This is a genomic window from Burkholderia sp. ABCPW 111 (genome assembly GCF_000773065.1).
Taxonomy (GTDB): domain Bacteria; phylum Pseudomonadota; class Gammaproteobacteria; order Burkholderiales; family Burkholderiaceae; genus Burkholderia; species Burkholderia savannae.
Genome location: NZ_JPWT01000081.1, coordinates 14,054 through 36,262, shown reverse-complemented (window position 1 = coordinate 36,262; position 22,209 = coordinate 14,054). Strand labels below are relative to the sequence as shown.

19 protein-coding genes are annotated in these 22,209 nt (G+C 67.2%); 10 read left to right on the top strand and 9 right to left on the bottom strand.

From position 1 onward, the window contains the following. The first annotated feature begins 6 nt into the window (after positions 1 to 6). Positions 7 to 696 (top strand): Crp/Fnr family transcriptional regulator, encoded by a 690-nt coding sequence (locus X946_RS18965; RefSeq protein WP_038750724.1) that lies wholly within the window; start codon positions 7 to 9, stop codon positions 694 to 696. Here the strand turns inward: X946_RS18965 and X946_RS18960 are convergent. Beyond that, complete coding sequence (locus X946_RS18960) at positions 673 to 1,992, bottom strand: hypothetical protein (protein WP_038750721.1); 1,320 nt, start codon at positions 1,990 to 1,992, stop codon at positions 673 to 675. The two genes, X946_RS18965 and X946_RS18960, sit on opposite strands and share 24 nt — an antisense overlap. A 234-nt stretch (positions 1,993 to 2,226) precedes the next feature. On the opposite strand from X946_RS18960, the gene X946_RS18955 reads away from it, so the two are divergent. The 5 genes from X946_RS18955 to X946_RS18935 all read left to right on the top strand — a co-directional run bounded on the left by X946_RS18955 (position 2,227) and on the right by X946_RS18935 (position 6,514). Beyond that, complete coding sequence (locus tag X946_RS18955; protein WP_038750718.1) at positions 2,227 to 3,438, top strand: NAD(P)H-dependent flavin oxidoreductase; 1,212 nt, start codon at positions 2,227 to 2,229, stop codon at positions 3,436 to 3,438. A gap of 88 nt (positions 3,439 to 3,526) precedes the next feature. Next, a complete protein-coding gene (ubiU, locus tag X946_RS18950; RefSeq protein WP_038750715.1) occupies positions 3,527 to 4,561 on the top strand; it encodes a ubiquinone anaerobic biosynthesis protein UbiU in 1,035 nt (344 codons plus the stop codon). A 40-nt stretch (positions 4,562 to 4,601) separates the two neighbouring features. Further along, the gene (locus X946_RS18945; protein ID WP_038750712.1) at positions 4,602 to 5,489 is read left to right on the top strand and encodes a U32 family peptidase; all 888 of its coding nucleotides are present in this window, start codon (positions 4,602 to 4,604) and stop codon (positions 5,487 to 5,489) included. Positions 5,490 to 5,544: 55 nt separating this feature from the next. Next, complete coding sequence (gene ubiT, locus X946_RS18940) at positions 5,545 to 6,024, top strand: ubiquinone anaerobic biosynthesis accessory factor UbiT (protein WP_038750709.1); 480 nt, start codon at positions 5,545 to 5,547, stop codon at positions 6,022 to 6,024. Positions 6,025 to 6,064: 40 nt separating this feature from the next. Beyond that, the gene (locus X946_RS18935) at positions 6,065 to 6,514 is read left to right on the top strand and encodes a putative zinc-binding protein (protein WP_038750707.1); all 450 of its coding nucleotides are present in this window, start codon (positions 6,065 to 6,067) and stop codon (positions 6,512 to 6,514) included. Between the two features lie 201 nt (positions 6,515 to 6,715). Here X946_RS18935 and X946_RS18930 read toward each other — a convergent pair whose 3' ends face one another. The 8 genes from X946_RS18930 to X946_RS18895 form a co-directional block, all read right to left on the bottom strand. Next, positions 6,716 to 7,435, bottom strand: a complete 720-nt coding sequence (locus X946_RS18930; protein WP_038750704.1) for an anaerobic ribonucleoside-triphosphate reductase activating protein — start codon at positions 7,433 to 7,435, stop codon at positions 6,716 to 6,718. Positions 7,436 to 7,451: 16 nt separating this feature from the next. Continuing rightward, positions 7,452 to 7,664, bottom strand: coding sequence for an anaerobic ribonucleoside-triphosphate reductase (nrdD, locus tag X946_RS36580; protein ID WP_081989811.1), 213 nt, complete (start codon positions 7,662 to 7,664; stop codon positions 7,452 to 7,454). A gap of 2 nt (positions 7,665 to 7,666) precedes the next feature. Continuing rightward, on the bottom strand, positions 7,667 to 9,418 hold the full coding sequence (locus X946_RS18920) for a ribonucleoside triphosphate reductase (RefSeq protein WP_038750769.1): 1,752 nt from the start codon (positions 9,416 to 9,418) through the stop codon (positions 7,667 to 7,669). A 606-nt stretch (positions 9,419 to 10,024) separates the two neighbouring features. Beyond that, complete coding sequence (locus X946_RS18915) at positions 10,025 to 11,248, bottom strand: NnrS family protein (protein WP_038750698.1); 1,224 nt, start codon at positions 11,246 to 11,248, stop codon at positions 10,025 to 10,027. 144 nt (positions 11,249 to 11,392) lie between these two features. Beyond that, entirely contained in the window at positions 11,393 to 12,532 is a 1,140-nt protein-coding gene (locus X946_RS18910) for a hypothetical protein (protein ID WP_038750696.1), read from the bottom strand. A gap of 33 nt (positions 12,533 to 12,565) precedes the next feature. Continuing rightward, positions 12,566 to 12,904, bottom strand: a complete 339-nt coding sequence (locus X946_RS18905; RefSeq protein WP_038750694.1) for a metal-sulfur cluster assembly factor — start codon at positions 12,902 to 12,904, stop codon at positions 12,566 to 12,568. Positions 12,905 to 12,979: 75 nt separating this feature from the next. Then, positions 12,980 to 15,268 (bottom strand): nitric-oxide reductase large subunit, encoded by a 2,289-nt coding sequence (locus X946_RS18900; RefSeq protein WP_038750692.1) that lies wholly within the window; start codon positions 15,266 to 15,268, stop codon positions 12,980 to 12,982. Positions 15,269 to 15,990: 722 nt separating this feature from the next. After that, positions 15,991 to 17,154: an alkane 1-monooxygenase gene (locus X946_RS18895; RefSeq protein ID WP_038750689.1), complete on the bottom strand. Its 1,164-nt coding sequence runs from the start codon at positions 17,152 to 17,154 to the stop codon at positions 15,991 to 15,993. A gap of 420 nt (positions 17,155 to 17,574) precedes the next feature. On the opposite strand from X946_RS18895, the gene X946_RS18890 reads away from it, so the two are divergent. From X946_RS18890 to X946_RS18880, 4 genes are all read left to right on the top strand, one after another. Next, positions 17,575 to 19,035, top strand: a complete 1,461-nt coding sequence (locus X946_RS18890; RefSeq protein WP_038750686.1) for a cryptochrome/photolyase family protein — start codon at positions 17,575 to 17,577, stop codon at positions 19,033 to 19,035. Positions 19,036 to 19,165: 130 nt separating this feature from the next. Further along, a complete protein-coding gene (gene cysC, locus X946_RS18885; protein ID WP_038750684.1) occupies positions 19,166 to 19,816 on the top strand; it encodes an adenylyl-sulfate kinase in 651 nt (216 codons plus the stop codon). A 99-nt stretch (positions 19,817 to 19,915) separates the two neighbouring features. Further along, complete coding sequence (locus X946_RS35185) at positions 19,916 to 20,365, top strand: hypothetical protein (protein ID WP_161788676.1); 450 nt, start codon at positions 19,916 to 19,918, stop codon at positions 20,363 to 20,365. A 273-nt stretch (positions 20,366 to 20,638) separates the two neighbouring features. After that, positions 20,639 to 21,352 (top strand): autoinducer binding domain-containing protein, encoded by a 714-nt coding sequence (locus tag X946_RS18880; RefSeq protein ID WP_038750681.1) that lies wholly within the window; start codon positions 20,639 to 20,641, stop codon positions 21,350 to 21,352. The last annotated feature ends 857 nt before the right edge of the window (positions 21,353 to 22,209 follow it).

Genomic DNA, 22,209 nt, shown 5'->3' with positions numbered 1-22,209 from the left:
GGCGTGATGAAAGAAAGCAAGATTCCGGTGCAGGATTTCCTTGCACGGTTGCCGCTCTTCAGCGGGCTTTCGCGCGGCGAGCTCGACAATCTCGCGCGGGGCACGATGCGCGCGCAGGTGTCGCGCGGGCAGACAGTGTTCAGCCGGGGCGACCCGTGCGGCGGCTTTCATATGATCGTCTACGGGCAGATCAAGCTGAGCTCGTTTTCGCCGCTCGGCATCGAGAAGATCGTGCGTCTGCTCGGGCCGGGAGACAGCTTCGGCGAAGCGGTGATGTTCATGGACAAGCCGTACGCGGTGACGGCGAAGACGCTCTCCGACGCGCTACTCCTGCACGTGACGAAGTCCGCCGTGACCGACGAGCTCGATCACAACCCGGCGTTCGCGCGCAGGATGCTCGCGAGCCTCAGCATGCGGCTGCATCAGCTCGTCGTCGACGTCGAGACGTATTCGCTGCGCTCGGGCACGCAGCGCGTGATCAGCTATCTGCTCGAGCAGAACGACGCACCCGCGGAATCCGGCCTGCAGATCCGGCTCGAGACGGGCAAGAAGGCGATCGCGTCGCGGCTGAATCTCACGCCCGAGCACTTCTCGCGCGTGCTGCGCGATCTCTGCATGCGCGAGCTTGTCGTCGTCAACGGCCGCGACATCTTCATCCCCGACGTCGATCGGCTACGCTCCGAGATGCAGTACTGACGACGCGACGCGTCGCTTGACCCGTGCGTAGCGCCGCCATGCGCCGAGCATGTTGACGGCGAGCCAGCCCGCCGACACGCCGAGCGCGACGGCGGCCGGCCGCGTGAATGCGCCCGGCGCGACGCTCGCGGCGACGAGCAGCAGCAAGGCGACGACATGCGCGAAGAACTGCTTGCGGGCGATGCGCTCCGGCAGCATGTCCTTGACCTTCGGCATGGCGGGGATCGCCGTGTCGCTCGCCTTTTGCGCGTGATACCACAGCAGGAACGGAATGATCTTGTAGAGCATGCCGTTGATCGCCGACCATGCGCCGCCGATCGTCAGCAACACGCCCGTCGTGATTGCAACGTCGCGGCCGCCGACGCTTGCGTTCACGATCCAGAGCACGCTCGCGCCTGCGACGCTCGCTGTCGCGGTGCGCCAGAATAGCGTCGTGGTGTCGGCTTCGGGGCGCTTGCGGGTCCACAGCAGGTAAAACGTGAGCGTGGCGTACGCCGCGTACGTCACGTATAGCGCGACGCGAATCACGCCGGCCACGAAACCGAAGCGGCCGGCCGATCCGACGGCGACGATCGACGCCGCAACGAGCCACGCGAACACGCATGGACCCAGCCAGCGCGTGACGATGCGCGGATAGGGCTCGGTGGCCTGAAACATCGGAATCAACTGAAATGAGATGCCGATCGTCAGTAGCCCGACCCATCCGGCGAGCCCCCAGGCCGCGTGCAGATCGACGAGATCGATCGAGAAGAAGGGTAGATGCCCGCCGAGCGCGAACGCAAGCGATGTGCCGAGCGCGACGGTGGCCGCAAGCGCGAGCAGCGCGATGCGCACGGTGCGCAGCACGCTCGCGGCGCCGGCGGGCATGCGTCGCCGGTGCCGCGCGAAGCCGATCGCGCAGACGAGCAGGAACCCCAGGAACGCGGCGCCGAGCAGCAGCGCGGCAGGGGCGAACAGCGCGGGGGCCCGGCACGCGAACGCGGCCGCGAGCAGCAGCGTGCCGAGCACCAGGCACGCGTGGATCGCGGTCGCGCTTGCGACGGGCGACGCAATCCGAATGCCCGTCGCGACCGACATGATCTGGATCATCGCGCCGATCATCGTCGACGCGAGCATGCCGAGCGCGACGAGGTGCGTGAGCGCGAGCGCATACGGCGACCAGCGCGACGCGAACGCGTCCGGTCCCGCCCACAGCAGCACGCCGGCCGCGGCGATCGCGAAGAGCGGCGCGCTTGCGAAAAAGCGCAGCGGCGCGCTCAGCGCGGGAGAATTGTCGAGTTCGAGTTTGCGCTGCATGGCGGGAAGCATGTCGGCTGAGAAAGGCGTCGCGAACGCGCACGAAGGGCGCGCTCGGCGCCGCCGCAATGGCACGGCGCGGCGCCGCGCCGCAGCCATGTTTCGGTATTCTGATCATAACCCCGGATTGGTCGTCGATCCGGGCAGAGACCTTGACGCGGATTAAGGCGACGGAAACGGGTTCGGCCGCACACTTACGCACCGGGCGTAAGCCGCCCCTTTCAGGAATTTGCCGTGTCCGTCGCCAAAACCGTATTCAAGAATCTCGTAATCAAGGGCAGGTCGCTGCTGCCGATTGTGCAAGGCGGGATGGGCGTCGGCGTGTCCGCGCACCGGCTTGCCGGCACCGTCGCGTCGCTCGGCGCGTGCGGCACGATCTCGAGCGTCGACCTGCGTCGGCATCATCCGGACCTGATGGCGCGCACCGGCCGCTCGCGCGATCGCGCGCTCATCGATGCGGCGAATCTCGAGGCGCTCGATCGCGAGATTCGCGCGGCGAAGTCGCTCGCGAACGGCTGCGGGCTCGTCGCCGTCAACGTGATGCGCGCGTTGTCCGAATACGCGTCCTACGTGCGCCAGTCGTGCGAGAGCGGCGCGGATGCGGTCGTCGTCGGCGCGGGCCTGCCGCTCGATTTGCCTGAGCTCGCCGCCGATTTTCCGGATGTCGCGCTGATTCCGATCCTGTCGGACGCGCGCGGCATCGGGCTCGTGCTGAAGAAGTGGATGCGCAAGAATCGCCTGCCCGACGCCGTCGTCATCGAGAACCCGCGCTACGCGGCGGGCCATCTCGGCGCGCCGACGACCGACAGCCTGAACAATCCGAATTTCGCGTTTCCCGCAGTGCTCGAAGGTACGTTCGAGCTGTTCAAGGAGCTCGGCATCGAGCGCGAGCGCATTCCGCTCATCGCGGCGGGCGGCATTCACAGCCACGAGCAAGTGCGGCAATTGTTCGCGCTCGGCGCGAGCGCGGTGCAGCTCGGCACGCCGTTCGCGGTGACGGAAGAGGGCGATGCGCATCCGAACTTCAAGAAAGTGCTCGTGGAAGCGGGGCCCGACGACATCGTCACGTTCATGAGCGTCGCGGGCCTGCCGGCGCGCGCGGTGCGCACGCCGTGGCTCGCGAACTATCTGGAGCGGGAAAAGAAGCTGCAGCGCGCGGCGAAGCCGCGCAAATGCCTCGTCGGCTTCGATTGCCTGCAGCAATGCGGGCTGCGCGACGGCATCGCGAAGCACGGCCAGTTCTGCATCGATACGCGGCTCGCGTTCGCGCTCGCGGGCGACATCAAGCGCGGCCTGTTCTTCCGCGGCTCGGAGATTTTGCCGTTCGGCCACGAGATCCGTTCGGTGCGCGAGCTGATCGACTATCTGTTGACGGGCGTGAAGCGCGCGGCCGCCGCGGTCGTCTCGCCCGAGCCGGCTTGCGTGCCGCTGCCCGCGCTCGGCTGAAGGTGCTTCGCTTCGGGCGACGCCCGTTCTCGCCGCTCGACGGCATGCCGCGAGCGGTTTTTCGTTTCCTTGATGGAGCCGTCATGCCATGACGCAAAGCAGTCACATCGCGACAGGCGCCGTGCCGATCGAACTCGTGTGTCCGGCGGGCAGCCTGCCCGCGCTGAAGGCCGCGGTCGACAACGGCGCGAACTGCGTGTATCTCGGTTTTCGCGACGCGACGAACGCGCGCAACTTCGCCGGCCTGAACTTCGACGCGCAGGCGATCGACACCGGCATTCGCTACGCGCACGAGCGCGGTTGCAAGGTGCTCGTCGCGCTCAACACGTATCCGCAGCCGGACGGCTGGACGGCCTGGCGCGAAGCGGTGGGCCGCGCGGCCGACGCGGGCGTCGACGCGATCATCGTTGCCGATCCGGGGCTCATGCGCTTCGCGCACGAACGCTATCCGGCGCTGCGGCTGCACCTGTCGGTGCAGGGCTCCGCGACGAACTACGAGGCGATCAATTTCTATCACGAGCATTTCGGCATCGCGCGCGCGGTGCTGCCGCGCGTGCTGTCGCTCACGCAGGTCGAGCAGGTGGCCGAGAACACGCCGGTCGAAATCGAAGTGTTCGGTTTCGGCAGCCTGTGCGTGATGGTCGAGGGGCGCTGCGCGCTGTCGTCGTACGCGACGGGCGAATCGCCGAACACGCGCGGCGTGTGCTCGCCGGCGAAGGCGGTGCGCTGGCAGAAAACGCCGGACGGCCTCGAATCGCGGCTCAACGGCGTGCTGATCGATCGCTACGAAGACGGCGAGAACGCCGGTTATCCGACGCTCTGCAAGGGCCGCTTCACCGTCGCGGACGAAAGCTACTACGCGATCGAGGAGCCGACGAGCCTGAATACGCTGGAGCTGCTGCCGAAGCTAATGCAGATCGGCATACGCGCGATCAAGATCGAGGGACGCCAGCGCAGCCCCGCATACGTCGCGCAGGTGACGCGCGTGTGGCGCGACGCGATCGATCAGTGCGCGGCGAACCTTGCGCGCTACTACGTGAAGCCCGCATGGATGACGGAATTGAACAAGGTCGCGGAAGGGCAGCAGCATACGCTCGGCGCTTATCACCGGCCGTGGAAATGACACGCACGACGGCGCACGCCTGAATGCGGGAGCGAGGATCATGAAAATTGCTTTGGGGCCGGTGCAGTACTACTGGCCGCGCGTCGCGACGATGCAGTTCTATCAGGCGATGTCGGAGACGCCCGTCGACATCGTCTATCTCGGCGAAACCGTTTGCTCGCGCCGCCACGAACTGCGCGCAGCGGACTGGCTCGAGATTGCCGACATGCTGGCCGAGGCGGGCAAGGAGGTCGTGCTGTCGACGCAGGTGCTGCTCGAATCGGGCCGCGATCTGAAGACGATGCGCGAGATCGTCGAGAACGGCCGCTATCTGGTCGAGGCGAACGACATGGGCGCCGTGCGCTGCAGCGCGCGGCGCGCGTTCGTCGCCGGGCCGTGGCTCAACGTCTACAACCCGCCGACGCTCGCGATGCTCGCGGAACTCGGCGCGCGGCGCTGGGTGATGCCGCCCGAGATGAGCGAGGCGGGCCTCGCGAGCATGCAGGCCGAGCGTGCCGAGCATCTGGAAACCGAAGTGTTCGCGTACGGGCGCATTCCGCTCGCGTTTTCCGCGCGCTGCTTCACCGCGCGGAACCGCAATTTTCCGAAGGACAACTGCCAGTACGTATGCATGGAGCATCCGGACGGCTTGCCGCTGCACACGCGCGAAGGCGAGCCGTTTCTCGTGCTCAACGGCATCTCGACGCAATCCGCGCGCGTCTACAACCTGATCGACGAGATCGACGCGCTGCGTGCGCTGAACGTCGACGTCGTGAGGCTCAGCCCGCAATCGCAGCACATGGGCGACGTGATCGATGCGTTCCACGGCGTGCTGAGCGGCCGCACGAATGCGCGCGACGCGCTCGCGGCGCTGCACGAGCGGATGCCGGAAGCGTCGTGCAACGGCTATTGGCACGGCAAGCCGGGCCTCGAGCGCGTCGTGCGCTGAAGCGTCGGCGCGGCCCGTGCCGCGCCGCTTCCGATTGGTTTGTGAGGATTCCGTGATGAATGCCGCGATCTATCAATTGCCGCCCATGGTCGGCAAGCTGCTGTCGAAACTGCCCGCGTATCCGGGGGCGCTGCTGTTCGCGGGCGGGATCAATCTCGTGCTGCGCAAGCATTTGCCCGCGGAGACGCTCGCGCTGCTGGAGGATCGCCCGCTGCGCATCGAAGTGAAGGACGCGGGCGTCGCGTTCGATTTCGTCTGCCGGCGCGGCGCGTTTTCCGCGCTGTCCGGCCGACGCGACGTCGACTTGACGATCGGCGCGACCGCATACGATTTCTATCTGCTGTCGCAACGCCGCGAAGATCCGGACACGCTGTTCTTCAGCCGGCGCCTGACGATGGAAGGCGACACCGAGCTCGGGTTGCTCGTGAAGAATTCGCTCGACGCGATCGATCTGTCGGCGTTCTCGTTCGATCAGTGGCTGCCGGCGCGGCTGTTCCGTTCGCGGCCGATCGAGCGCGGCGGAATGCCGGACTGATAGGCGCGCAATCCGGGGAGCGCTCGTTCAGGAGAGCGGAATGAAGAACGAAACGAAGACGCTGCCGATCGTCTATTCGTGCTCGGGATGTTCGAACGTCGCGCAACTCGCGAATCACGTCGCGGTGCGGCTCGACCGTAGCGGCGACGCGGAGATGTCGTGCATCGCGGGCGTCGGCGGCGACGTGCCGTCGCTGTTGAAGCTCGCGCATTCGGGCCGGCCGATTATCGCGATCGACGGTTGCCCGCTCGTGTGCGCGAAAAAAAGCCTCGGGCGGCACGGGATCGCGCCGGACGCGCATGTGCAACTCGGCGAGCACGGCGTCAGGAAGCGCTTTCACGAGGACTTCGACCCGGCCGACGCGAAGCGCATTTTTGCGCTCGCGCGCGGCGAAGCGTTGCGGCTCGCGCGATGCGGGCGCGAGCACGCGCATGACGGCGCCGCGCGCGTCGACGAGCGCGCGGATGCCGCACTGCAAGACAAGGTGTGATTTCGTTCGGGAGCATCGCGGGCGGCTTGTCGGCGTCTGGCTCGCTCGGCAATCGAGCGGTGGGATCGACGCATGCGTCGCATGCGGCGAAAGCGCCCTCGGAGTCGTCGTTGCAGAGTGCATCTTGCGCTCGGGGCGCACCTTTGATTTCACCGCTCGCGCGCACGCGATCGCATGGACGCAGATCGCATGCGCGCCGATTCAACCGCGTCGAACCGCGAAATTCGCGAACAGGCGATCGAGCCTGCCGAGCAATGCATCGCTCGGATAGCCGATGACCGGCGTGGCATTCAGCGTGCTGTCGCCGCATCCCTGCGCGCGAAACACTTGCAGCACGTAATTCTCGACGCCGAGATCGGCGAGTTCATGGGCGAGCCGCAGCAGCGCGGGCTCCGGCAGCAGGTCGGGATGCGCGGTCGTCCGGCATTCGTACGCGACGCCGCTTGCGAGCACCGCTTCGAGGCTCCGCCGCGCGTGGCCACCGCTCGTACGCACGTGCGTCGTGTGCGCGTAGTCGTCGAACGGTGCCTTCACGTCGAGCCCGATCCAGTCGAGCGACGGCAGCAGGTGCGCGAGCCGCCGCGGATGCGTTCCCGCGCTGTGCATGCCGACCTTGAAGCCGAGCCGCCTCACGTCGTCGATCGACGCGGCGAGCGCCGGATCGATCGACGGCTCGCCGCCGCTGAACACCACGGCGTCGATCAGGCCGACGCGGCGCGCGAGGAACGCGAGCAGCGCGTCCCATTCGATCGCGGCGGGTTGCGAGCGCGCCTGCAGATGCGGGTTGTGACAATATCCGCATCGCCATGGGCAGCCCTGCACGAACACGACCGCGGCGAACCGGCCGGGATAATCGGTCGCGGTGAACGGGACGAGCCCGCCCACCTTGAGCGGATGACGCCGGGCGAGGGCGAGGTTCATCGCGCGGGCCGGGCGTTTACGCCGCGGCGCGCAACGCGACGTCGCTCGACTCGCGTTCGCGGAAGTACTTACGCTCGTGGAATTCGCCTTTCTTGCCGACGTTGAACGACGACATAGGGCGGTGGTAGCCCATCACGCGAGTCCAGATCTCGCACGGCTGGCGCTCGTCGTCGGACAGCGCGATCGCGGCGAGGGCGGCTTGGTCGTTGGTTTTCAGCGTCGTCATGATGTTCAGGCTTCCATCGGTTGGGATTGAGACAACTTGCGACGCAGCAGCGCTTCGTCGCACTTCGGGCAAAACGGGTGGCTGCCGGCGAGATAGCCGTGCGTCGGGCAGATCGAGAACGTCGGCGTGACGGTCAGATACGGCAGCGAGAAACGGGTGAGCGCGCGCTTGACGAGCGTGCGGCACGCGTCGGCCGACGAAAGCGGCTCGGTCATGTACAAATGCAGCACCGTGCCGCCCGTGTATTTGCGCTGCAGATCGTCCTGCCGCTCGAGCGCCTCGAACGGATCGTCGGTGAAGCCGACCGGCAGTTGCGACGAGTTCGTGTAGTACGGCATCTGCGGCGTGCCCGCCTGCAGAATGTCCGGATAGCGGCGGCGGTCTTCCTTCGCGAAGCGATACGTCGTGCCTTCGGCGGGCGTCGCCTCGAGGTTGTACATGTGGCCGGTTTCCTCCTGGTACTCGACGATGCGCGCGCGCACGTGATCGAGCAGGCGCAGCGCGAACGCGTGGCCCCAGTCGGTCGTCAGGTCATGCGCATCGTGGGTGAAATTGCGGATCATCTCGTTGATGCCGTTGACGCCGAGCGTCGAGAAATGATTGCGCAGCGTGCCGAGATAGCGCTTCGTATACGGGAAGAGGCCGTTGTCCATGTGACGCTGGATCACCTCGCGCTTGATCTCGAGGCTGTCCTTGCCGTAGTCGAGCAGCTCGTCGAGCCGCGCGAGCAGCGCGCGCTCGTCGCCCGCGTGCAGATGGCCGAGCCGCGCGCAATTCACGGTGACGACGCCGATCGAGCCCGTCTGCTCGGCCGAGCCGAAGAGCCCGTTGCCGCGCTTCATCAGCTCGCGCAGGTCGAGCTGAAGACGGCAGCACATCGAGCGGATCATGTTCGGCTTCAACTCCGAATTGATGAAGTTCTGGAAGTACGGCAGGCCGTAGCGCGCGGTCATCTCGAACAGGCGCTCGGCGTTCGGGCTGTGCCAGTCGAAATCGGCCGTGATGTTGTAGGTCGGAATCGGGAACGTGAACACGCGGCCCGCCGCATCGCCTGCCTGCATCACTTCGATGTACGCACGGTTGATCATGTCCATTTCGGCCTGTAGATCGCCGTAAGCGAACGGCGTCTCCTCGCCGGCGATCACGGGCACCTGCTCGCGCAGGTCCTCCGGGCAGATCCAGTCGAACGTCAGGTTCGTGAACGGCGTCTGCGTGCCCCAGCGCGACGGCACGTTCAGGTTGTAGATCAGTTCCTGGACGTACTGCCGGACTTCGGCGTAGGTGAGCGCGTCGCGGCGCACGAACGGCGCCATGTACGTGTCGAACGAGCTGAACGCCTGCGCGCCCGCCCATTCGTTTTGCAAGGTGCCGAGAAAATTCACGATCTGGCCGACCGCGCTCGACATGTGCTTCGGCGGGCCCGATTCGACCTTGCCGGGCACGCCGTTCAGGCCTTCGGCGAGCAGCGTGCGCAGCGACCAGCCCGCGCAATAGCCGGACAGCATGTCGAGATCGTGGATGTGCAGGTCCGCGTTGCGGTGCGCTTCGCCGATCTCGCCCGGATACACGTGGCTCAGCCAGTAATTCGCGATCACCTTGCCGGACACGTTCAGGATCAGGCCGCCGAGCGAATAGCCCTGGTTCGCGTTTGCGTTGACGCGCCAGTCCTGCCGCTGCAGGTATTCGTTGATCGACGATTCGACGTCGATCAGCGGCTTGTCGCGCGACGCCGGATTCGACGCGGCGTGGGGGAGCATGGTCTCGGACAACGTGGGCCTCTCTCGTTGGTGGCACAAAATCTGGTGACGGGATGAATGCTAAATACCAGATGTTGTATGGGTCAACGGCGATTCCGCGAAGTTTGGTGTGTGCTTGACGGCGATTAAGCCGGGGTGAATTAGGGGTGCGACATGGGCGGTCGGGCCGCGCGGATTGCCGGCGCGACGGGCGAGCGCGTGGCGGGATGCGTCGCGCTGAGGTGAACGACGGACACGAGCGGGCGCGCGGCGCAAGCATGCCGTGAAGATCGGGCGCGCGCGATGTGCGATGGCTCCGCATCCGGATGCGTGCGGAGCGCGAACTGCGAATCGCGGGTGTTTCGCGCGCGTCATTGCCGGCGTGCGTGACGATTCGTCCGCGACGGCGCGCCATGTTCGGGCATGGTGTGCGTTTCGCGCGCGCGGGGCGAACGCGTCACTGCATCATTGCCGACGTCGGATCGCTGCATGCGCGACGGCGGCGCGACGACCAACCCGTCGGTCCTTATTCGATCGAACGTGCGTGCTTCGCATGACGACTGCCGGCGAGAGCCTTCGCCGGAAGCAACCGCGTACGACGCGCGTCGCCGCGCGGCAACGCTTGGCTTAGCTGCCGGAGCTCGTGTCCGATCCGGGCGCGGCCATGGCCGGCGACATCAAGAACACGGCATAGCGGGCGAGATAGACGAGCAGCGCGGCGCTCCAGCCGATTCCCGCGACGACGAGCCACTGCGCCGTCGCGGCGGGAACGAGCCAGGGGCCGAGGACGCGCGCGAGCGTCGCGACGATCAGGAGCCCGTAGCAGATGCGTTCGACGGCGCTTGCGGCAAGCTCGCGTCCGGTATGCTCGAGCGCGGTGCGCGTGATCATCCCGACGATCGCGCAGCCGATCGCGCCCGTCGTGAACGTATGCAGCGCGAGCGAATGCGCGACGAGCCCATGCGCGCTCAAAGCCGTCAGCGCGAAGCCGGCGGCGATCGACGCATAGGCGACATGCAGGATCGACAGCATCGGCCGTCGCCCGGTCGCCCAGAAGCGCCAGCCGGCGAGCCGCGCCGCATGCAGCGCGGCGGCCGTCCACGCGAGCGCGGCGATCGCCGGCGCCGGCGCGCCGGCCGCATCGGCGACGAGCGCGGCGAGCGTGACCGACATCACGGACGATTCGACGATCCGCCACTGCCTGACGGGCAGTTCCGGCAGCGCGGCCGTCGTGATCGACGGGATGATGCGTCCGCCGATGATGACGATGAAGAGCACGAGCAGCCCCGCGGCGAGATCGGCGCAGCGCAGCGCCCAGTCGGCGTGTCCGAGCCGAATCCACAGGTGAAAGAGCGCGTTGAGCGCGGCGAGCATGCCGAGCGCGACGGGCAGGAAGATGCCATGCCGATTTTTCGCGCCGATCAACGCACGGATGAGCGCATACGCGATCGCCGGCAGAAACGCGACGTCGACGGCGGCCGCGAGCCAGCCGGGCCCCGTCCACATCAGCACGCGGCCGGCGAGCCACAGCAGCCACAGCGCGACGAGCGACGGGCCTTGCGCGGGATTCGTCGACGTCCACGTGCGCACCGACGTCAGCAGGAAGCCGGACACGATCGCGCCGCCGAAGCCGAAGATCATTTCATGCGCATGCCAGAAGAGGCCGCTCGTCGGCGGCGCGTGGCCCGCCCAGTCGTGGCCCGCGAGCGCGCCTAGCCACGCGAGCATCGCGATCGCGCCGAAGCATGCGCCGCCTAGGTAGAAGGGCCGGAAGCCGGTCGACCACAGCGAGGCGCGGCGGCCGTCGGGCTGCGAGCGCGCGTTGCGCTCGGTCGAGCGGGCGAGCAGCATGACGTTCCCCTTTTCGATATGTTGCTTTCTACATGCATCATAAAGAAGAAACGCGCGCATGCGCTGCGACAAGATTGCACGGTCGCGGCCTTGTTCGCGCGCAAGGCCGCGGCGTCGGGCCGTTGACGCCGCGCGCGCGGCGGGCTAGATGGAGCGCTCGGCGCCGTCGCGGCGCGTCTTCGCGCGCGAGCGGCGCGCGAGCGCGACGCCGATCGCGAGTGTCGCAGCGAAGCTTGCGATCGCGACGGCGGCGGCTTCGCCGCCCGCGCGCCGCAATGCGAACGCATCGAGGAGCCCGCCCGCGACGCGCAGTGCGACGGTCGCGTGCAGCAGTGCGAGCGGCGCATAGAAGAACGGCCGGTACGCGACGCGCAGCCGCGCGACGGCCGGCACGATGATCGGCATGTGCCCGAGGATCATCGAGAACACGAAGCCGAGCGTGAGCGCGTGCAGCGCGGCGTCGTGCGCCGGATGGCCGGGGGCGAGCGCGCCGTCCAGGCCGAGCGCGCCGCTCACGGCGAGCCAGCCGTAGCCCGATAGCAGGCAGACGGCGATGAAGCGCGTGAGGCCGCGCTGGCGCACCGTGCGGCGCGCGATGTCGTAGCGGATCAGCCACAGGGCGAGCAGCAGCTCGCCCGCGCCGAACAGCCGCAGTGCGGGCAGCGGCTGCCAGGGCGCGAGCGCGGCGGCCGCGGGCAGCAGCGCGGCGATGCCGCAGAAGCACGCGCTCGCGCCGCGCGGCAGCGGGCGCACGCGCGTGAGTTCGAGCCGCTCGGCGGCGATCGTCAGGATCAGGAACGCGAGCCACCAGGCGACGGCCGAAAACGGATCGCCCGTCAGCAGCCAGACGACGTTGCCCGCCCACCAGCATGCGACGCTCGCGGCGAGCACCCACAGGAACAGCGCGGCTTGCCGTCGCAGCACCGCGGCGCCGACGGCGAGCGCGACGCTCGCCGCGCCGACCAGCAGCATGGCGGCGAACGCAGGCGGCGCGCCCGCGAGCAATGCGACGCCGGCCGCGACGGCCGCCGCCGGCGCGAGATACGCCCAGCGCGTGCCGAGCGCGACCGCGCGCTCGATGCCGATGACCGCGCCGAAAAACACGGGGATCATCAGCACGCCGTGCCACGCGAGCTTCGACACGGCGTGCGCGGGGGCGGGCGCGCCGAGCCGCGCGAGGCCCGTCGCGACGCCGCACGCGAGCAGCGCGACGATGACGGCGCCCGCAGCGGCGCGAACGATCGGGCGGGCGGGCGAAGCGGTCGGCAGCATGGCGGTCGGCATCGCGTCGGGATCGCGTCGAAGTCGTCGGGCGCGCTAGGCGATCGGCCAGCCCATCTGCTCGCGGGCGGCGTCGCTCATCATCTTGGGCGCCCATGGCGGCTCCCAGACGAGATCGACGTCCACGGCCAGCACATCGGACGTGATCTCGCCGAGCGTCGCCTGCACGTCGTCGATCACGACGCCCGCCATCGGACAGGCGGGCGACGTCATCGTCATCGTCACGACGATGCGCTCGCCGGTACGCTCGATCCGGTAGACGAGACCGAGGTCGACGATGTTGACGCCGATCTCCGGATCGATGACGGCCCGCAGCGCGTCGCGCAGCGCGAGCTCGTCCGGCGTTTCGTTTCGGGTTGCTGAGGAATCGGACATGGTAGTCCCCGAACGGAGAGGGGAGGGGAGCGGGCCGGCCGCGCGTCGTGCGCGGCCGGCCCGAGGTTGCGATGCTTACGTGCGTTGCGCGGCCTGACCGACTGTGCGCTCGTCGGGCTGCGACGGCGCGGGACGGCGCAGCAGGCGAAGCGCGAACCAGCCGAGATACAGCACGCCGAACGCGAACACGACGTCGCCCGGCACGCGCAGCCATACGAGCGCGTTCATGATCGGCGCATGCACGACCTCCGGCGAGCGCGCGTACCAGAGGCCCTTCGTCACGCTCGCGTACGCTTCATAGATGCCCGACGGCAGGATCGACATGAACACCATCATGAAGAGGCCGACGTTCAGCAGCCAGAACGCGGGCTTGAGCAGGCCGTCGCTCCACGCGTTGCGGGCGGACATGCCGCGCAGGCAAAACAGCATCAGGCCGATGCCGAGCATCCCGTACACGCCGAACAGCGCGGCGTGGCCGTGCGCGGGCGTCATGTTCAGGCCTTGCACGTAGTAGAGCGAGATCGGCGGGTTGATCGAGAAGCCGAGCAGCCCCGCGCCGACGGTGTTCCACACGCCGACGGCAACGAAGCAGAGGATCGCCCACTTGTACGACTGGACCCACGGCGCGGCTTGCGACTTGCGATACGTCTGCCAGCCTTCGAGGCCGATGAGCGCGAGCGGCACCACTTCGCATGCGGAGAACACGGCGCCCACGGCGATGATCGACGTCGTCGTGCCGGTGAAGTACAGATGGTGGAGCGTGCCGAGAATGCCGCCGAACAGGAACACGATCGTTTCCATCACGATCGCGCGATTCGCGCTTTCGAAGCGGATGAGGCCGAGGCGCGCGAAGATGAGGGCGATCACCGCGGTCGCGAACACTTCGAAGAAGCCCTCGACCCACAGGTGCACGAGCCACCATCTCCAGTACTCGATCATCGAGTAGTGCGTGTTTTGCCCCCACGCGAGCGACGACGCATAGAAGAGCCCGATGCACGCGGCGGACAGGAACACCATGCCGATCAGGCCGCGGCCTTCGGTCGCCTTGTTCCGCAGCGCGGGCATCAGCGCGCGCCCCATCAGGAACAGCCAGAACAGCAGGCCGACGAAGAGCAGGATCTGCCAGACGCGGCCCATGCTCGTGTACGCGAGCCCCTGATTGCCGATCCAGAACGAGAAGTTGGTGCCGAGATGCTTGAGCGTGCCGAGCCAGCCCGTGACGGTCGAGCCGACGACGATGAAGATCAGCGCCCAGAACAGCACGTCGACGCCGAGCTTCTGCAGCTTCGGCTCCTGGCCCGAGAGCAACGGCGAGATGTAGAGGCCCGTCGCGAGCCACGCGGTCGCGATCCAGAGCACGCCGAACTGCGTATGGATCGTGCGGCTCACGATCCACGGCATCACGTCCGCGAGCGGAATGCCGAAGAAGCTGTGGCCTTCGACCGCGTAGTGCGCGGTGATCGCGCCCATGAAGACCTGCGTGAGCAGCAGGCCGATCACGACGTAGAAATACTTCTTCGTCGCGCGCATCGACGGCGTCGCCTTCACGTTGAAGAGCGGATCGTTCGTCGGCACGGCGAGCGGCGCGTCGTGTTCGCCGTGCGCGGTGTGATACCAGATCATGCCGGCGATCGCGCCGAGCAGGATGACCACGCTCGCGATCGACCACATGCCGTTCGCGGCCGTCGGCGTGTTGCCGACGAGCGGCTCGTGCGGCCAGTTGTTCGTATACGTGACGTTCGTTTCGCCCGGGCGGTCGGTCGTCGCCGACCACGCGGACCAGAAGAAGAACGACGCGAGCGCGGTGCGATCGGCTGCGCCCGGCACCGAGCCCGATGTCATCGCGTATTGCTCGCGCAGCGTGTCGAGCGACGGATCGGCGCCGAACAATGCTTCGTAGTGCTCGGCAACGCGCAGCACCGCGGCCGCGCGTGCGTCCGACAGCGTGATGCGATCGCTCGCGGCGTCGTAGCGGTTCGCGCGCATTTCATGCTTCAGGCGTGCATCGAGCAGCCCTTGCTGTTCGACGGACAGCTTCGCGTAAGGCGCGCCGAATTGCTGGCGCGCCCATGCGTCGCGCAGCTCGAGCGCCTCGCGGTGCAGCCAGTCCGCCGACCAGTCCGGCGCGACGTAGCTGCCGTGGCCCCAGACGGTGCCGAGCTGCTGGCCGCCCGACGCGAGCCATACTTGTTGACCGCGCCTGATCTGCTCGCCAGTGAAAATGACGCGCCCATTTTCGCTGACGACCGCGTTCGGAATCGGCGGTGCGGTGAGATAGATGTCTCTGCCGAGCCATAGCAGGACGGCGAATGACGTGAGGCAGACGAGCCCGAGCCATGTCCATAGACGACGTGTGGAGCGCATGACCTCTCTCCTTTCAAGAGGGTGGGATGTGGAGAAAACGTTCAATGCGACGGCGGCGCAACGGGCCGTCGATTAAACATGTACAAATAATGTATGTTTAAGGGGATGGTATGAGACGGCCACGCGCTTGTAAAGGCTCGATGCCGCGACAGGGCGGCGCGACGGCGTTACGCCACGCGCGCGGCCGGTCGCGAAGGCGCGCCGATATTGGGTCGCGGGGCGTGGCGGGAAAGACGGCGTGTCAATTGGTCGCGGCCCGGCGCGATGCCGCCGCGCGGGTTGGGCACGGCTCGGCGAGCGCGCGCGACGCCGGCAATATGCGGCGCGGATGAGCCGCGCGTCGCGCAGTTCGGAAGACGCGATTCAGTCGGAACGGGCGCGACGCGATCCGATCATAGTCGGCGCGATGCGATGGGCGAGATGTGTTGCCGGATGCCGGCGAAGAAGCGGCAGCCGGCTATGCGAAGAAGGGGGAAAAGCGCAGGAGCGATGCGATGGCGCGCGAACGAAAGCGCCGCAGCGTGATGTCCGCTTGACGAAAATCAAGCGATATCCGATTCGGGCGACGGGCACGCGGCCGCGCATGTGATCCGTCCTGCCGCCGCTCGCCGCTCGCCGCACGTCGCACGACACTCACCGCTCATCGCTCACCGCTCACCGCACGACGCTCACCGCTCGACGGGCCGCCGTGCTTGACGGCGGCCCGAGTCGTCGCGGAATCGTCATGTGTTCGCGATCGCGAGATCCGCGAGCACCTTCTGCCGGATCGACGGCTTGATGTTCGATTGCGCCATGTTCGCGCCGTAATGCGCGACCACGCGCGGATTCATCACGCTGAACCACAGCGGCGGCACGTAGGCGAGCAGGATCATCGCCGCGTAGCCGGCGGGCAGTTGCGGCGAATCGTCGAAGTGCCGCAGCGCCTGATACGAGCGCGTCGGATTCGCGTGATGATCGGCGTGGCGCTGCAACTGATAGAGGAACAGATTCGTCACGACGTGATTGCTGTTCCACGAATGCTGCGGCGTGCAACGTTCGTAGCGCCCGGTCGGCAACTGCTTGCGGCCGAGCCCGTAGTGCTCGACGTAGTTCACGACCTCGAGCAGGGACGCGCCGTAGGCCGCCTGGATCAGCAGGAACGGAATCACCTTCGCGCCGCCGAACGCGATCGCGGCGCCCCACAGCGCGACCGTCATCGCCCACGCCTGCAGCACTTCGTTGCGCCATGTCCAGACCGAGCGGCCGCCGCGTGCGAGACGCTCCCGTTCGAGCCGCCACGCGGATGCGACGCTGCCGGTCACGGTGCGCGGCAGGAACACCCAGAACGATTCGCCGTAGCGCGCGCTCGCCGGATCGTTCGGCGTCGCGACGCGCACGTGATGGCCGCGATTGTGCTCGACGAAGAAGTGGCCGTACGCAACTGGCGCGAGCGTGATCTTCGCGAGCCAGCGCTCGAAGGGGCTCGTCTTGTGGCCGAGCTCGTGCGCGGTGTTGATCGAGATGCCCGTCGCCGCGCCGAGCGACAGCGCGAAGCCGAGATAGTCGTACCACGCGAGCGATTTCGTCGCGACGATCCATATCGCGCCCGCGAAGGCGACGTAGACGATGAAGGTCGCGAGATAGACGACGTAGCGGTAGTAGCGATCGCTTTCGAGCTGCGACACGACGGATTCGGGCGGATTCTCGCTGTCGACGCCGATCAGCAGGTCGAGCACCGGGATGACGCCGAACGCGAACAGCGGCCCGAACCACCAGAAGATGTGCCAGCCGGTCCACAGCGCGAGGAGCGCGGCGAGGAGCGGCAGCGTGATCGTCAGCGCGCCGAGCAGCCACCCATAGCGTTTCGTGTCGGTCCAGGCCGCCGAAGCCGGTTGCGGAATTGCCATTGTCTCCCTCCAAGTTGGGTACCGATTTTGTTGTGCTCCGATTTAATACGTGCGCAAGCGATTGCCATTCGCGCCGACGAGTTCATGCCCGTTGCGCTGATTTATACGTGCTCAATTATCGTTCAGCCAAACATTCGGATTAGGGCGCGACCTCCAAACGACGGCTCGGCCGGCGCGCGCCGCCGCGTCGCTAGCGTCGGGCCGTGATTCAAACGTCCGCGTATTCCGCAATTGCTGAACAAATAACGGATAAAACCGAGGGTAATTCCGTATATTGAGGGGCGACGCAGGGATCATGAAAGATCGATACTGAACGAGATTGCCCCGCAAGGCGAGCGGGATTCGCCGATTCCGCGCCGCGAGGGGCTCGATGCGATTCGAGTTGACGATCTTTCGTTTTTCTTTCTGCGGGCCTATCCATTGTCAGCATTCGCTCCGAGCGCTTGCGCCGTCGTCTGGTTTCGCGACGATCTGCGCGTGTCCGATCATCCCGCGCTCGCGTGCGCCGCCGAGTCGGGACGTCCGGTGATCGGCGTCTACGTGTTCGACGAGCGCGCCGGCGCGCGACCGCTGGGCGGCGCGGCGCGCTGGTGGCTGCACGGATCGCTGCGCGCGCTCGACGCCGCGCTCGCCGAGCTGGGCAGCCGGCTCGTGCTGCTGCGCGGCGACGCGGCCGACGCGATCGCTTCGTTCGTCGCGGCGCTCGGCGCGAGCGCGGTCTATTGGAACCGCCGTTATGCGCTCGCCGAGCGCGCGCTCGACAATGCGGTGCAGACGTTGCTCGAAGCGCGCGGCGTCACGGTCGAGACGTTCAACGCGAGCCTGCTGTTCGAGCCGGGCGACGTCGTCGCCGAGTCAGGCCATCCGTATCAGGTGTTCGGCGCATACTGGCGCGCGGCGCTGCGGCGCGGCGTGCATGCGGCGCCGCTCGCCGCGCCGCTGCGCTTGAGCGGCTGCGCGCCGCCGCACGGGATCGCGCAGCGGCAGGTCATGCTCGATGCGCTCGCGCTTTTGCCGACGCGCCCGGATTGGACGGGCGGCTTGCGCGACGCGTGGCGCTGCGGCGAGGACGCCGCGCACCGCCTGCTGCGCGCGTTCGTCGACAGCCGGCTCGGCGGCTACGCGACCGAGCGCGACCGGCCGGGCATCGCGTCGACGAGCCGCCTGTCGCCGTACGTGCGCTTCGGCAACCTGTCCGTGCGGCAGATCTGGCATGCGGCGGTCGATGCGCACGCGTACGGCGCGGCGACGCAGGCGGATCTCGACAAGTTTCTCGGCGAGCTCGGCTGGCGGGAGTTCTGCTACGGACAACTGTACCGCTTCCCGGATCTGCCGCGCCGCAACCTGCGCCACAATCTCGACGGGATGCCGTGGCGCGACGATCCCGCGGCGCTCGCCGCATGGCGGCGCGGCGCCACGGGCTATCCGTTCGTCGACGCGGGCATGCGCGAGCTATGGACGACGGGCTGGATGCATAACCGCGCGCGAATGGTGTGCGCGTCGTTCCTCGTCAAGCATCTGCTGATCGACTGGCGGGAAGGCGAAGCGTGGTTCTGGGACACGCTCGTCGATGCGGACGCCGCGTCGAACGCGGCGAACTGGCAGTGGGTTGCGGGCTGCGGCGCGGACGCCGCGCCTTATTTCCGGATCTTCAATCCGGTCGTGCAGGGCAAGAAGTTCGACCCGGACGGCGCGTACGTGCGGCGCTGGGTGCCCGAGCTCGCCGGCTTGCCGTCGAGCGCGATCCACGAGCCTTGGCTCGCGCCGCCCGCGCAGCTCGAGGCGGCGCGCGTGCGGCTCGGCGACACCTATGCGCTGCCGATCGTCGCGCACCACGCCGCGCGTCGGCGCGCGCTCGACGCGATTGGGGCGACCCGATGAATCCTGCGGTGGTACGTTTAATTTTTCGTAATTAATATGGCGGAAATATTACAGAAAGTTCACTTTTTTGATCCTTATCAGTTGTTAAACTCTTTGAGAGTGTCAGGAAGAGTTTGACAGAGGCTAGCGCATGGATATGAATGGCGGCTTTCCGCCGGAGGCGGTCGCCCCGGTCGTTTGGATGACGGGCTTGCCGGGGGCCGGCAAGACGACGACGGCGAACGTGTTGCTGAACCGGCTGCTCGAGAGCGGCGCGAAGGCGATCGTGCTCGACGGCGATGCGCTGCGCACCGGCCTGTGCTCCGATCTCGGTTTTTCGGACGCCGACCGGATGGAGAACATCCGCCGCTTCGCGCACGTCGCGAAGCTGTTTCAGCACGAGGGCTATATCGTGATCGTCGCGACGATTTCGCCGCTGCAGGCGCATCGCGATCTCGCCCGCTCGATCGTCGGGACGGGCTTTTTCGAGACTTACGTGTCGACGCCGCTCGAAGTGTGCCGCGCGCGCGATCCGAAGGGCATGTACGCGCGCGCCGAGCAAGGGCGGCTGATGCAGTTCACGGGCGTGTCGGGCGCTTACGAGCCGCCCGTCGCACCCGATATCTCGATCGACACGTCGAACTGCAGCGTCGCGCTTTCGCTCGCCGACGTCATGGCGCAACTCATGCGTGTGACCGTGCTGCCCGCGAAGCTCGGCGCGTCCGCTCAAGTGTCCGCTGCACTCGCTGTACCCGCTGCACTCGCCGCGCCGGCTATCGTCGGCAGCCAACTGATCGATTAACGACGCGTCGAGCTTGCTCGCCGTCGCGCAATGGGCGGTGTGGGGCATGCGTCGCGTGCCCGCGTAGGTAGCCGCGCGCTCGCGCGTTGTTCTTCCGATTTGTCTCTGCATATTGCGCTTGCGGCATGCCGCAAGCGCGGCTTCGCTCTTCGCGCGCTCGGCCGCATCGCACCGCGGCGCGCGCTGCGTATCGCGACGAGGGCGCCGTCGCGCGCAGGAGCGCCGCTTGCGCGGATCGCCGCGCCCGGATGGGCGTTCATCGTCGGTCGCGCGGCAAGCGGCGTGCGTCATTTACCCGATGACGCAAGCCGGTTACTCATTGCATTGCATCGCGATGCGCGCATCATTTCCTTTCTTTCGACATGGGCGGTGTCGTGCGCGCAATGCGTCCGTCGCGCTCGTGGATTTGAAGAACGAGATATCGGGCAAGCCTCGCGCAACGCATGCATCGCCGCATTCCGACGAGGCTCCGTCATTCATCCGTCATTCGCTTCGCAGCGGCTCCAGCAAGGGCTTTTTTTGAGATGCGCGCGCAACGCGCGTGAATAATCCACACAAGCATTGAGCGATCCCTTCGTCTATTCGAGCAGCGTATGGCCCCGTTTTGGCGAATGAAAAAATCTCATTTGCCCGAAGGTTGCCACGCATGTGTAATTCGAATCGAATTGCACCAAAACGCAAACCGCACAAGCACAAATAAATACACGCTGATCATTCGGGCCGGTTGATCTTGCCTCGCATTGCCGCACCGGATGCGGCGCGTCGCACCGCTGCGCGAGAAACTTCGGCCTGTCCGAACATGGAGATCCGATGAGGGCGGCGATGGGGAATTGGGCAGAGGATCTGCTCGCGGGGCTGGACGGAGCGCGATCCGAGGAAGAGGCGTTTCGAAGCATCGAAATCGCCGCCACGGCCCTCGATTTCGAATACTGCGCGTATGGGCTGCGCGTGCCGTGGCCGGTGTCCAGGCCGCGAATCGAGACGCGCAGCAATTTTCCCGAGCAATGGAAGCGCCGCTATGCGGAGGCGGGCTTTCTCGATGTCGATCCGATCCTTGCGCACGGGCGCCGGTCGCAGCAGCCGATCGTCCTGAACGAGACGCTGTTTGCGTCCGCGCATCAAATGTGGGTCGAGGCGCAGTCGTTCGGGCTGAAGTTCGGCTGGGCGCAGTCGAACTTCGACGCGTATGGCGGCATGGGCATGCTCGCGCTCGTGCGCACGCGCGAGCCGGTGACGGAGGCGGAGCTCGATGCGAAGGAATACCGGATGCGCTGGCTCGTGCGCACCGCGCACGCCGCGCTCGGCCACCTGATGCTGCCGAAGCTGATGGCCGATCCGGAGCGCGGGCTGACCGAGCGCGAGGTCGAGGTGCTCAAGTGGGCGGCGGACGGCAAGACGTCGGGCGAAATCTCGAAGATTCTCGCGATCTCCGTCGATACGGTGAACTTCCACGTAAAGAATGCGATCCTGAAGCTCAGGACCGCGAACAAGACGGCCGCCGTCGTGCGCGCGGCGATGCTCGGGTTGCTGAGCTGAACCCGGCTCGGCCGAACCGGGCTCGGCGGCTCGGGCGGGTGACGCCGGGGGCCGGATTCTTCGAGTCGCGCGGCGGCACATGAGGGCGGCGAGAAGCGGGGGCGTCGAGAAGCAAGGGGGCAGCCGCATCGCCGGCCGATTTCCGTTGCGGCGAGTGGGCGGCGGTTGGCGCAATGCGGGCGCGCCGGCGTCGACGCGCGCATGATGGACTACCGCGAACGCTTAGCCGGGACGTCGCGAATCGCCGTGGCGCGGCGCTACATTTTCACTTGCCCGTGCATCGCGGCGTCGGTCCTCGCATTCGCCTGACGGGCATCGATGCGACGACGTCGTTTCGCGCGGCGTCGCGCCGTCTTCATCGCCGTTTCCCCGGAGAGCGCACGCCGACGGATCGATGCGCCGCCGCGGCGCGGAATCGGGCGCGATCCCGGCGATCATCTTCGATGCAAGCTAAGTGTTGAACGGCGAGCCGGCGCGTTCGCACGGCGTCGCCGTCGCTTGTGCTCGACCGGGGCAGGATGCACCGCTTCATGGCGTGTCGTGTCACGTCACGTCACGTCGAGTTGCGTTGCATCGCGCCGCATTTCGCGTGTGGGCCGCTCGCCATCATTTTCCGGCGCGGCGTGTGTCCACTGCCGCTTTTTCGTAAATCGAGTAACGTATCGTTGCTGTTTCGCCGTGCCATTCGGCCGCGCGCGTGTCGCCCGCACGCCGCGCCGATGCGAATCGGACGGCGTATCCGTGCGATGTTCGCGCGGCCGCATGCGAGGCGGCGAAACGCGGAACCCGAGTAGAAGCTGAGCGGAACCCGAGCAGACGGCGGCGCACGCGCCGCGCCGACGCGCGCCGATCCTGCG